Source organism: Microcoleus sp. S13_C3, assembly GCF_036700905.1.
GTDB lineage: Bacteria > Cyanobacteriota > Cyanobacteriia > Cyanobacteriales > Microcoleaceae > Microcoleus.
The window spans coordinates 20,367-33,111 of record NZ_JAUBPT010000092.1 but is presented as its reverse complement, the minus strand read 5'-3'; the positions used below and the strand labels follow the sequence as shown (position 1 = coordinate 33,111).

Sequence of the window (12,745 nt, the reverse complement as noted above, 5' to 3'; positions counted from 1 at the left end):
AAAAGCATCTTCAATTCTCCAGCGCCTACGATATAAATCTGCGACGACGTAGGGAGGTAATACATGAGGATCTAGTACGCTTGTCAAATAGGAATGCCAAACCTTGTCTGAACGAACTTCAATCAGACGTAAGGTGATAAATGGAGTTTTTGCAGTTCCTGACCCCAGACGAATCCGACTATCTCGCAGGTCGTAACTATTGGTAAATACTTGTTCTAATTTAATTGATGCTCCTTTTTTCAATCGAGTTACTAAGTGGATGTCTTGTTCAATTAGCTGCCGCCAAAAGTTAAAATGATAAAATCCTCTATCCAGTAATAGTAAGGTATTTGCTGGCACTAATTGTCTGATTTTTTCTGCAAGCTTAACATGACTAAGCTCTGGGATTTTCCCAAAACCAAATTTCGACAGGAAGCCTAGTCATTAAATCTATGACTGTTGCCATTTTCCCTGCCAACTGCCCTTTTGGTATATCTTCTAAGCTTTTGAGCTTGCAAAACAATGCTTCGAGCGTTGAGCTATCTATTATCCAAATTCTCGAAAATTTGCTCAAGGCAAATTGAATGCTTTCTGGTAGAGGTCGTTGGTTTCTCTTGTACCAAGCACTTCTTAAACTTGGTAATAAATTTTTGAAAACTCCTTCAAATAAAGTGGCAGGAAAACTTAAAAATCTCGCTCGACATTGCTTGTTGAGTGACTGTCGTGGGTCGGCACCACAAAAAACCTTCTCTTGCCAGCATTCTTGTGAGTTCTGTCACTCCAGCTACGTCTCGCCACAGCAAGGTTAATACTGCTGCTACCATCAACGGTAAGTTGAGAATTCTCCCTCGTAAACCCAGTTGACGGTAGTAATTTTCTTGTGAGGTGATGGCTGGTGTTAATAATGCAGATAGTTGCGAGGCGATTACCTCTTCTTCCATCATTGGCCTGTGAGTTTTTTTAGCGTGGTCACGGTTAGTTTTTTGATTCTTGGCCATATTTGCTGACCTACACAATCGCTCAATTATTTGTCAATTCTATCATTTGATAATACCAACGCCCGCAACTATTATTGATCGCACGCAACTATGATCGATCGCCCGCAACTATGATCGATCGCCCGCGACTAGAGTAGGCGAACAACTTATTAATAATGATAATCGCTGCCGGTGGGAGAGTCCGCCGACGGCGGACTCTCCCACCCTTACCCCTTGTTTGATTATCATTATTATTCAATTATATTTCTACATAAAGGGGTATTGACAAAATCTACTCCGTTCTAACTTGTTACCAATGGCCTTTTTCAGAGAAGCTTGTACCGCCGTGATATCTTGTTGTCGCAAAGAGGATTCCTGACGCAGCAGTTGCAGTAAGGAGTCAACTTGCTCTTGCAGATTGTTGCATTGAGGGGGCATTTGAGTCATGGCGGCAGACTGCTCCTGATTGTGGGAAAATTACCTTAGTATTAATTCTCTGCTAGTTCAGGAAGAATCACAACAGTAATTGTACTTATGCGATCCGGGATTGCTGAAAGTGCGATCCTCTTCGAGGGCTCCGCTAACGGCTATTCGGCGGGTAAATCTTGTGTTTGCAGCCAAGCTGTTAAATCTGATATGTCGTTAAAATTTAACAAGGCATCTGCTAGATTTTCCAAAAGTGCGATCGACAATTCCCCGATTTGAGTTTGAACTTCGGGAGTAACAGCACCTACACGACGTTCCAATAGACGAATAATCAGTGCTATTTGTCCTGTTTTGATTCCTTCTTCTCTGCCTTCTTCTCTGCCTTTTTCTGTTCCTATTCGCACTGCTTTAGAGATTGCACCCCGCCGATCTTGGATATAAATCTCCTGTTTTAGCAAGTCACTTAACTCGTCACGATTCAAATTAGCTCTACTTGCTATTGCAAATGCTTTATTGATTTCTGGTACAACTTCCATTGTTTCAGGTACTGTGTTTAAGTCTCTGGCAGTTTTGAGAAAATAAAGCCATTTGTCGGTCAAAGTTTCTAACTCCTCCAGACTTTTTTTAAACTTGGGTAATTCAACAAAAACTAATTCGATATCGTAAATAGGATAATCACTTAAAAACTCTCTTTCTTTCAGAACAAACCGCGAAGTTACTTTGTCAAAATCCTCAAACATCTCAAAATCAGTGATTGTCAAGGCAATCACTGGATTTAACATTACATATCGATCGGCTGTTTCTAATTGGGTGGAATAAGCTTTAGCTGCATTGTACAAAATTCGCTTTTCAAAAGCCTCTACGTTCAAAACCTGCATCTCGATAATGACAGTTGTGCCGTCATTTAAGTTGGCTCTAATATCTAAGTAAGTATCCTTAAGACCTCGAATTAGCGGTAATGAATAAGGATCGACGATTTCTAAACTTTCGATGGTGGGCTGATTGTCATACAGCAAGGCATTCAAAAAACTAATGAGAATGTCTTTGCTATTTTCAGAACCGAAGATTTTTTTGAAGGCAAAATCAGTCTTAGGATTGATGAATGTGAACATATAGGTAATGGGTAAATTTGTAATAGTTAAGGCTTCAGGTGCGGGAGGCTCACCCTATTACATTATACCAACAAGGTCTTCAGTGTGAATCGCGCACCCTAAAAATTTATACCGACAAATCTTGACGGGGTTTAAAAGTCTCAACCTGCCGCAACTTTTCGTATAATTCCCGTTCCTCCTCGCTAATTTCTTTGGGAATTAACACCTGAATTTCTACCAATTGATCGCCCCGATCGCCATTTCCTGTCGGATAGCCCTTGTTAGCCAGGCGCAACCGCTTTCCAGACGTTACTCCCGGTGGCAATTTCATCTTTACCAAGCCGTCTAGCGTCGGTACTTCAATATCTCCACCCAACACCGCTTCGCTGGGAGTCAGTGGCAATTCGCAGCAAATATCCGACATTTCCAATCGAAAAAAGGGATGGGGAGAAACTGTGATTTTCAAATATAAATCTCCGCCGCCCATACCTTGATTTCGCAAGCGAATCCGCTGGCCTGATACCATAGCAGGAGGCAGAGTCACCTCGATCGCTCGCCCGTCTTCCAAACGAATTCGCTCGGTACCGCCCGAATAAGCCCTTTCCAAAGGCAGAGTTAGTCTGGCCTCAATGTCTTTTCTGGGTTCGCGATCGACTGTTTCCCGTCGCATTTCGCGATCGTCCACATCCCTTCTGGTTTCGCGATCGACTATATCCCGTCGAATTTCGCGATCGTCCACATCCCGTCGCATTTCGCGATCGACTGTTTCCCGTCGCATTTCGCGATCGTCAAAATCCCTTCTAGGTGGGCGAGAATTAGCAACATAACTCGTTTTCTTAGAAGCCGTACTCCACGGTTCAGAGGAGGCTACTCCCGCTGCATCATTCGCTGTCGCCATCCTCACTTCCCGGCGCCTTCCGAGCACTTGGTCGAGAAATTTATTAAAATCCGAGTAATCACTAAAATCGACCTCTTCGGCCGGTTTTTTGCGGGTAGCTTTACCGTTTCCCCAAGTTTTGAAATTGGGAAGTCGCACCCCTTGCTTTCCTTGAAATCCCTTTTGTTTCCAGAATTTACTAAACTGATCGTATTGAGCGCGCTTGTCTAGATCGGAAAGAATATCATAAGCTTCATTAATATCCTTAAACCTATCTTCAGCAGATTTATCACCTGGATTTACGTCAGGGTGCAACTGTCTGGCCAGCCGTCGATAGGCTTTTTTTATCTCATCAGCCGTGGCATCTTTGGGTACTCCCAAAATTAGATAGTAATTGCGAAAATTCTGCATATTTAGTCATTAGTCATTAGTTATTAGTCATTAGTCATTAGTCATTAATTATTAGTCATTAGTCATTAGTCATCCTGCTTCCCTGCTTCAAATTAGGGACTAATGACTAGGGACTAATGACTAACCACTAATTACAGCCAATCGTCGTCATCATCCCAATCGTCGCTTTGATTTTGATAAGGGCGAGTGGGGCGATTAGCACTGCTTCTACGATCGTATGAACGATCGCCCATACGATCGCCCATACGATCGCCCATACGATCGCCCATACGATCGCCCATTCGATCGTATGGGCGATCGGGAATTGGATCGACAGTCGATCGCCTGTACGGTTTAGCATTTTGATAATAGCTGTTGTCATCGCTGCGCCGCTTGGTACCGTCGCCCGTAAAAGTCCGCTTCACAGACTCAAAGAAATCATCATCATCGTCATCATCAGCAAACGCGGAAACTTCCCGGCTCAAATCGTAAAGAGCATCCTGCAAATCCGAACCAACTTGGTCAACTCCCCGCTCATCATTGCGTTCCAAACTGTCTCGCAATTCCCGAATTAAAGTTTCAATTCGCTGGCGACTTCTTTGAGCAAACTGCATTCCGCGATCGAGCGCAACTTCTCGCAACTGCCGCTCCGCTTGATAAGCTAAAGCTTCAGCGCGATTGCGTTTTTCTACCCTTTCCCGCTGCAACTTATCAGCTTGAGCAAACTGTTCCGCATCGCGAATCATTTGATTCACTTCCTGCTGAGTCAGCGTCGAAGCACCTTGTACAGTAATGCTTTGTTCCCTGCCGGTAGTTTTGTCCAAAGCAGTCACCAACAGCATCCCGTTAGCATCAATATCAAAAGCTACTTGCACCTGCGGAATCCCTCGCGGTGCCGGCGGAATTCCAGTTAGTTTAAACCGTCCCAAAGACTTATTATCTCTGCCTAATTCCCGTTCCCCTTGGATGACGTGAATTTCTACCACAGTTTGGTTGTTTTCAGCAGTCGAAAAAATGTCCGATCGCCTGACGGGAATAGTAGTATTGCGAGGAATCAGTTTTTTCATCACCCCGCCGATAGTTTCCAAACCCAACGACAGCGGCGTTACATCCAACAGCAGCACATCGCGGACATCGCCACCCAAAATACCCGCTTGAATTGCCGCACCCACCGCCACAACTTCATCGGGATTGACATTTTGATTCGGTTCTCGATCGATCAAACTGCGAACAACTTCCTGCACCAAAGGAATGCGAGTCGAACCACCGACTAGCACAACTTCATCAATGCGAGAAGGACTCAAACTTGCATCAGCCAAAGCTTGTTTCACCGGCCGCCGCAACCGCTGCACCAAATCTGTGCACAGCCCCTCAAATTGACCGCGAGTTAGTCGCGTTTCCAGATGCAAAGGCCCGTCTTCATTCGCATCGATAAACGGCAAATTAATCTCGGTGACACCGACTCCCGACAGCTCAATCTTGGCTTTTTCTGCAGCTTCGATCAAGCGCTGCAAAGCTTGCCGGTTGCGTCGCAAATCAATTCCTTCTTTTTCTAAGAATTGTTCTGCCAACCAGTCCACAATTTTGGAGTCAAAATCATTGCCACCCAATTGAGTGTCGCCGCTAGTTGCTTTGACTTCAAATACTCCGTCTCCCACGTCTAAAATCGACACATCAAAAGTACCGCCGCCCAAATCAAACACTAAAATAGTTTGACTTTCTCGCCTCTCCAAACCGTAAGCCAAAGAAGCCGCCGTCGGCTCATTTAAAATCCGTTTGACATCAAGTCCGGCAATTCGTCCAGCATCCCGCGTCGCCTGTCGCTGCGAGTCGTTGAAATAAGCGGGAACAGTAATTACAGCCCCCGTCACCTCTTGTCCCAGATAGCGGCTGGCTTCATCGGCCAGTTTCCGCAAAACCATCGCCGAAATTTCCTCTGGGGCAAAATCTTTTTTCAGGCGAGGACACTTGATTTTGATGTTCCCGTTTTCGTCGCGGCGAGTTGTGTAAGGGACGCGCTTTGATTCTGGAGTCAGTTCAGTATATTTGCGTCCGATGTACCGCTTGACGGCGTAAAAGGTGTTTTGCGGATTGAGAACAGTCTGGCGTCTGGCCATCTGTCCCACAAGGCGTTCTCCTTCCTTTGTGAAAGCGACTACCGAGGGAGTTGTCCGCATCCCTTCTGCATTGGCAATCACAACCGGTTTGCCGCCTTCCATGACGGCTACTACTGAGTTTGTTGTTCCGAGGTCAATGCCAACTACTTTACCCATGCGTCTGTTGTCTCCTGTGGCGTTGTGTGTAACTTTTTCAATATAAGCGTTAAGTATGATTGCACTTATTGTACCGCGTCGAGAAGCGGGGGCTGCAGGGGGATTGCCTCACTTGGGCCTAGCGGCTGGGGTTGGTTGGGTGCGATCGCTCCGCTGCTGGATGTGCGATCGCCTTTAGGAGTAGGAGTGTCAACTTAGGAAAGCCGTGTATGCCCATCTTTTGAAAGCAAAAAAAATTAGAAAATTGATTAACTACTGGGTTTTGCTAAACTCAAAGCAGCTAGCAGGATTGTTGAGCAAACAGGAACATAAAAATATGACTGTCAACTCTGTTCAGAATTCAGAATCCTCTCAAGAACACTCGATAGTTGACGTGCAGCATACCAACTGCTGCATTGTCGGAGGTGGGCCTGCGGGTGCTGTTTTAGCATTACTTTTAGCGAGGCAAAAAATTCCCGTCATGCTGCTAGAAGTACACAAAGATTTTGACCGCGAATTTCGCGGCGATACCCTGCATCCGTCAGTAATGGAAATTATGGATCAATTGGGTTTAGCAGAAAAATTGCTGGAATTGCCCCATACAAAAATGCGCCAACTCACCATCCAAGCTGCTGGCAATACCGCCACACTCGTAGATTTGGCCTGTCTCAAAACCAAGTATCCTTACATCACTATCCTTCCCCAAGTCAAGTTTCTCGAATTCATCACTGCCCAAGCGCAGCGCTACCCCTGTTTTCAGTTAGTAATGGGAGCTAATGTCCAAGAAACAATCGTCGAAAATGGCGTTGTGTGCGGAATTCGATACCGGGGACGCGGGGGATGGCATGAAGTGCGATCGACCCTGACTGTCGGTGCAGACGGTCGCTTTTCCCGCCTGCGCCAATTAGCAGGTTTTGAACCGATTAAAACTTCCCCGCCGATGGATGTCCTTTGGTTTCGTTTGCCGCGCAGTCCCCATGATGTCCAAGATTTCGGCGTGGGAGGTCGAGCTGTTGGAGGTCATTTATTAGCCATAATTGACCGCTTGGATTATTGGCAACTCGGTTACATTATTCTGAAAGGCAGGTATCAGAAATTGCGCGAATCAGGAATAGAAGCTTTGCAAAAAGCTGTTGCTGAATTAGCACCAGAATTTGCAGATAGGGTCGAGCAACTGAAAGATTGGTCGCAAATTTCTTTTCTGTCGGTTGAATCCAGTCGCCTTCCCCGCTGGTATCGTCCCGGTTTGCTCTTAATTGGGGATGCCGCCCACGTCATGTCGCCCGTAGGCGGTGTGGGAATTAACTATGCTATTCAAGATGCTGTCGTCGCGGCTAATGTACTCAGCGCCCCCCTGAAAAACCATCACTTGCATCTGTGGGATTTGGCAGAAGTGCAGCGACAGCGAGAGTTGCCCACACGCATCATTCAAGCATTTCAATCGTTTGTACAGGAGCGAATTATTAAGGGGGCATTAGATACAAATCGACCGTTTACACCGCCACTTTTGTTGCAGTTACCAATTTTGCGAAATATTCCAGCGCGATTAATTGGTTTTGGATTAAACCGGGTTCGGGTGCAAAATCAATGAGATACACCTATACTTAAGTTATACCTATCATCAACATAGAGGTAGCCTCAATGACCGGATTAGAAGTATTGCAGTCTGTTGAATTTCTCAAGATAAAAGGCAAACAAGTTGCTGTATTAGATGTCGAAACTTGGCAAGCACTCATCGAATGGTTAGAGACTTTAGAAGATTTGCAAAGTGCCAAACAAGCATTAAATGAGTTAAAAGCTGCTGGTGGAAATCGCGATCGTGCCGGTTGGTTGAAATGGGATGATGTGGAATCGGAGCTAGAGTGAGTAATTACACAGTTTACATCAGACCCCAGGCCTTTCAAGAAATCAAAAGCCTGCCGGGGAATATCCGACAGCGAGTGCGACAAGCAATTCGCAACTTAGCAGAAAATCCTCGCCCATCTCAGAGCCAACAGCTTGATATTTCTTTTGAGCTTGATTTGTGGCGTCTGCGAATTGATAACTGGCGGATAGTTTATGGAATCACAGAAGCAGATAAAATTGTAGACATATTGACGGTGCGGAAACGCCCGCCTTATAACTATGAAGATTTAGAAACATTGCTTACAGATTTAGAGGACAGCGATGATTAAAAAACCTACTACTGAACAAAAAGATTGATTCCACTCTAATTGCAATTAAAACCTCGATCGCCAAAACACCTACAATCCAAATAAAACTATGAAATTCACCTTAGATATAGAAAACAACCCTACAGGCTGGCCCGACCACACTCAGCTACCAGAATCCGACGGTACTTTTGTGAAAAACTTTCAAGAACATCCCCAAAGCATCTTACTAACAGATTCAATTACTCCCGTCCTCCAAAGCATTCATCCAGACGGTAACTATTGCATCGGTCAAGACAGCGGCATTTATTGGCGATTAACTGAGCCGCTAGAACGCGGTGCAGAAGCGCCAGACTGGTTCTACGTGCCCAATGTCCCGCCAACTATTGACGGTCAATCGCGCCGTTCTTATGTGATGTGGCAAGAATTTGTAGCACCGTTAATTGTGTTAGAATTTGTATCGGGCAATGGGACGGAAGAACGGGACAGAACTCCTTTATTGCGATCGGGTCAACAGGAAACTAAGCCGGGAAAATTCTGGATTTATGAAAATGTCATCCATCCGGCATTTTACGGAATTTATGAAGTAGCCAAGGCTAGCGTTGAAGTCTATCACATGATCGAAAATAGGTATCAATTAGTTGCTGCAAATGAGCGCGGTCATTATCCCATTGAACCATTAGGAGTGGAATTGGGAATTTGGCAAGGAAGGTATCAAAATGTGGAATTACCTTGGTTGCGCTGGTGGGATAGTGAAGGGAATCTGTTGTTATCGGGTTTTGAAAGAGCAGAACAAGAACGGCAAAGAGCCGATCGCGAACAAGAAAGAGCTCAACAAGCAGAAGACCAATTAGAGCAATTGCGCGCTCAATTGCGATCGGCCGGAATCGAACCAGAATTGTAAGCACGTTTGTATAGCAATCCTCGCATCATTTGTGAATTTCTTACTCCCTCCCCTTGATAAGGGGAGGGTTGGGGTGGGGTAAAAAGTTTACGACTCCTGCAAGGATTGCTATAGTGAGGACTTTAGTCCTTCCCTGTGATTTTTTAAGGACTAAAGTCCTTACTACAAACTTTTTTATTTACAACTAATATAACAGAGGAAACCCAGTGCCGCGCATTTTTGACAACATTGAACTGCCGCTGCTACCAGCATTGCGAGACACCATTAAACTCTCCTATCGGGCAGATTTTTGCGTGGGCTATTTCAATCTCAGGGGATGGCGGAGAATTGGCGATTTAATAGAAGCATATGTGGGAAACCAAGGAGCTTGCTGCCGCCTTTTGGTGGGAATGCAAACTTTGCCTGCCGATGAATTGAATGCTAGTTTTAGCCTGATTTCCCATCACGGGGGGATTGACAAGAATGCCATTATTCGGCTGAAAAAACGGATGGCTGAGGAATTTCGCCATCAGTTGACGATCGGCGCTCCCAACGATCGCGACGAGGAGGGCTTACGCAGGTTAAGCTATCAGATTAAAAGCGGAAAAGTCATTGTTAAATTATTCTTAGCTTACCCACTGCACGCTAAGCTGTATCTCGTTCACCGTCAAGACCCAAACAGCCCAATTGTAGGTTTTTTGGGCAGCAGCAATCTGACTTTATCGGGACTATCGAAACAAGGGGAATTGAATATTGATATTTTAGATTTTGATGCTTGTAATAAGTTGCAAAAATGGTTTGACGATCGCTGGGAAGAATACGGCTGTGTTGATATTTCTAAAGAACTCGCAGAAATTATCGATCGCAGTTGGGCGAGAGCAGAACTAATTCCACCTTATCACATCTATCTCAACATTGTCTATCATTTGTCCCGCGAGGCGATCGCAGGTATTGCTGAGTTTCAGATTCCCCGCGATTTTAAGGGTTTATTTCAGTTTCAAGAAGAAGCCGTTAAGTTAGCCGCCCGTCACATTACCAGACGGGGAGGCGTGATTATTGGCGACGTTGTAGGGTTGGGTAAAACTTTAGTCGGTACTGCGATCGCCAAAATTTTACAAGAAGACTGTTTCTTGGAAACCCTGATTATTTGTCCCAAAAACTTAGTCAAAATGTGGCAAGAGTATGCAGACAAATATCGCCTGCTGGCAAAAGTTTTATCGATCAGTCTGGTACAGCAAGAATTGCCAGAATTGCGTCGCTATCGAGTTGTGTTAATTGATGAAAGTCACAACCTCAGAAACCGCGAAGGCAAGCGATATCGAGCGATTCAAGAATATATTGCAATCAACGAAAGTAAATGTATTTTGCTTTCAGCAACTCCCTACAACAAAACCTATTTAGATTTATCTTCTCAGTTGCGGCTGTTTATTCCTGAAGACCCAAATTTAGGACTGCGGCCCGAAGCTTTGCTAAATCAATTGGGCGGAGGCAGTCAAGGAGAGTTAGAATTTATTAAGCGGCATCAATGTTCCGTGCGCTCTTTAGCTGCTTTTTAAAAAAGCGAACATCCTGATGATTGGCGAGATTTGATGAAGCACTACATGGTGAGGCGCACTCGCTCGTTTATCAAAGAAAATTATGCGGAAACTGACGCAGAGAAGAAGCGCAAATATTTAGAATTTGCCGATCGCACGCGATCCTATTTTCCCGATCGCCTTCCCAAAACCATTAAGTTTTCCTCGGAAACTTCCGCAACTAACTCCCAGCTTGACTTTGAGGAAATTGTCGAAGTCATCAATGCACTAAATCTGCCGCGTTACGGGCTGGGAAATTACATCGCCAAAAAACCCAAACAAAAGCCAACTGAAGCAGAACAGCGGCAGTTAAATGCCTTATTCCGTGGGGGTCGGCGGTTAATGGGATTTTCGCGGACAAACCTGTTTAAACGGCTAGAAAGCAGCGGTAGTGCCTTCATTCAGTCGATCGAGCGCCACATCCTGCGGAATTTTATCTACTTATATGCGATCGACCAAAACTCCGATATTCCGATCGGCACCCAGGATGCAGACTTGTTGGATACCCGCAACAGCGATGAAGATGCTGATTCAGTGGTGGTTAGCAGTTTTGAAAGCGAAGAAATCGAAGATGATGCGGGCGAAGTTTTAGATATCGAAGCCGAATTACTGTCAAGCGAAAAGAGTTTTAAACAGCGGGCAGAAGTAGTTTATCAAGAATATAAAACGCGCTACCCGCGCAGATTTAAATGGCTCAAATCTGACTTTTTTGATACCAAGAAGTTAAAACGGGATTTGCTAGAAGATGCCCGCTGTCTGATAGAAGTTTTGCAAACTTGCGGTAAATGGCATTCTCAACCCGATGAAAAGTTAGCTGCTTTGGTGAAATTGCTCACAGAAACTCACCCCCATGATAAAGTATTAATTTTTACTCAGTTTGCCGATACAGTCCGCTATATAACTGATAATTTAACTAAGCTAAATATTGCGGGCGCTGCATCGGTGACAGGTAAATCAAAAGACCCCACCGAGCTCACATTTCGGTTTAGTCCGACTAGCAACGGTAAGCGTGACAAAATCTCCCCAGAACGAGAATTGCGAATCTTAATTGCCACCGACATTCTGAGTGAAGGTCACAACTTACAAGACAGTGCGATTATCGTTAATTATGACTTACCTTGGGCAATTATTCGGTTAATTCAGCGGGCGGGAAGAGTGGATAGAATCGGTCAAAAAGCCGCTCGCATTTTGTGCTATTCGTTTTTGCCAGACGAAGGAGTCGATCGCATTATCAACCTGCGCGAAAGACTGCGCCGACGCTTGCAAGAAAATGCCGAAGTCGTCGGAACTGATGAAACATTTTTTGAGGATGACTCACCTCAAGTCATTCTCGATATTTACAATGAAAAATCAGGAATTTTAGACGGCGAAGAAGATGCCGAAGTTGACTTAACATCGGAAGCTTTTCAAATCTGGAAAAATGCGACTGACAACAACCCAATTTTGAAAAAAACCATTGAGTCAATGCCAAATGTAGTTTATTCAACTCGCAATCATACTCCCGCACCCTTGCAACCAGAAGGAGTTTTATTGTACATGAAAACCGCCGAGGGAAATGATTCGTTAATTTGGGTCGATCGCGATGGCAATAGCGTTAGTCAATCGCAACTCGGAATCCTCAGAATTGCAGCCTGCGACGAAGCGACACCAGCAATTACCAGAGACAAACAGCATCACGAATTAGTCACAAAAGGTGCAGAGTTGATAGCAGAAGAAGAGTTGACTGCGGGCGGACAATTGGGCAGGCCTTCCGGGGCCCGGTTCCGAACCTATGAACGTTTGAAGAGTTACTTTAAGGAAATGAATGGTACAATATTTGCATCCGATGAATTGTCAAAAGCCATTGATGAAATTTACCGCTATCCCCTGCGCCCGTCGGCAATTGACACGTTAAATCGGCAGTTAAAAAGCGGTATTGGCGATCGACAATTAGCAGAATTAGTCGTGGGTTTGCGGATGGATGACCGTTTGTGTATAGTCAATGAAGACGAAGACAAACGGGAACCAATGATTATTTGTTCTTTAGGCTTGTTTCAGGAGAAAGCTGTCAGTCCGCCATTCCTCTCACCATCCAGCTAGTCCGCCAGGGAATGAATTCCCTGTCTAATAGCGAAAGTCGTCTAAAGACGACTGATGAATTGAAAAT

General features: G+C 44.9%; 11 protein-coding genes and 1 pseudogene. 7 read left to right on the top strand and 5 right to left on the bottom strand.

The window, feature by feature from the left end; all coding sequences use genetic code 11:
• The 5 genes and pseudogenes from QUA16_RS22990 to dnaK form a co-directional block, all read right to left on the bottom strand.
• Positions 1-923 (bottom strand): annotated as a pseudogene (locus tag QUA16_RS22990) (transposase); the annotation flags it as partial.
• A gap of 300 nt (positions 924-1,223) precedes the next feature.
• Positions 1,224-1,403: a hypothetical protein gene (locus QUA16_RS22985; RefSeq protein ID WP_333105993.1), complete on the bottom strand. Its 180-nt coding sequence runs from the start codon at positions 1,401-1,403 to the stop codon at positions 1,224-1,226.
• A gap of 140 nt (positions 1,404-1,543) precedes the next feature.
• Positions 1,544-2,494 carry an Rpn family recombination-promoting nuclease/putative transposase gene (locus QUA16_RS22980; RefSeq protein WP_333105994.1) on the bottom strand — a complete coding sequence of 317 codons (951 nt, stop codon included), beginning with the start codon at positions 2,492-2,494 and terminating at the stop codon, positions 1,544-1,546.
• A 106-nt stretch (positions 2,495-2,600) separates the two neighbouring features.
• The gene (locus tag QUA16_RS22975) at positions 2,601-3,761 is read right to left on the bottom strand and encodes a J domain-containing protein (protein ID WP_333105995.1); all 1,161 of its coding nucleotides are present in this window, start codon (positions 3,759-3,761) and stop codon (positions 2,601-2,603) included.
• Between the two features lie 131 nt (positions 3,762-3,892).
• Positions 3,893-6,013 (bottom strand): molecular chaperone DnaK, encoded by a 2,121-nt coding sequence (dnaK, locus tag QUA16_RS22970; protein WP_333105997.1) that lies wholly within the window; start codon positions 6,011-6,013, stop codon positions 3,893-3,895.
• A gap of 55 nt (positions 6,014-6,068) precedes the next feature.
• Between dnaK and QUA16_RS22965 the strand changes: the two genes are divergently transcribed.
• The 7 genes from QUA16_RS22965 to QUA16_RS22935 all read left to right on the top strand — a co-directional run bounded on the left by QUA16_RS22965 (position 6,069) and on the right by QUA16_RS22935 (position 12,678).
• Positions 6,069-6,191 (top strand): hypothetical protein, encoded by a 123-nt coding sequence (locus tag QUA16_RS22965; protein ID WP_333105998.1) that lies wholly within the window; start codon positions 6,069-6,071, stop codon positions 6,189-6,191.
• Between the two features lie 138 nt (positions 6,192-6,329).
• Positions 6,330-7,583, top strand: a complete 1,254-nt coding sequence (locus QUA16_RS22960; protein ID WP_333105999.1) for an FAD-dependent oxidoreductase — start codon at positions 6,330-6,332, stop codon at positions 7,581-7,583.
• A 50-nt stretch (positions 7,584-7,633) separates the two neighbouring features.
• Entirely contained in the window at positions 7,634-7,858 is a 225-nt protein-coding gene (locus QUA16_RS22955; RefSeq protein ID WP_333106000.1) for a hypothetical protein, read from the top strand.
• Positions 7,855-8,166 carry a type II toxin-antitoxin system RelE/ParE family toxin gene (locus QUA16_RS22950; RefSeq protein ID WP_333106001.1) on the top strand — a complete coding sequence of 104 codons (312 nt, stop codon included), beginning with the start codon at positions 7,855-7,857 and terminating at the stop codon, positions 8,164-8,166. Before QUA16_RS22955 ends, QUA16_RS22950 begins: the two co-directional genes overlap by 4 nt.
• An 88-nt stretch (positions 8,167-8,254) precedes the next feature.
• Positions 8,255-9,046 (top strand): Uma2 family endonuclease, encoded by a 792-nt coding sequence (locus QUA16_RS22945; RefSeq protein WP_333106002.1) that lies wholly within the window; start codon positions 8,255-8,257, stop codon positions 9,044-9,046.
• Between the two features lie 206 nt (positions 9,047-9,252).
• The gene (locus tag QUA16_RS22940) at positions 9,253-10,581 is read left to right on the top strand and encodes a phospholipase D-like domain-containing protein (protein ID WP_333106003.1); all 1,329 of its coding nucleotides are present in this window, start codon (positions 9,253-9,255) and stop codon (positions 10,579-10,581) included.
• A 33-nt stretch (positions 10,582-10,614) separates the two neighbouring features.
• Complete coding sequence (locus tag QUA16_RS22935) at positions 10,615-12,678, top strand: C-terminal helicase domain-containing protein (RefSeq protein WP_333106004.1); 2,064 nt, start codon at positions 10,615-10,617, stop codon at positions 12,676-12,678.
• The last annotated feature ends 67 nt before the right edge of the window (positions 12,679-12,745 follow it).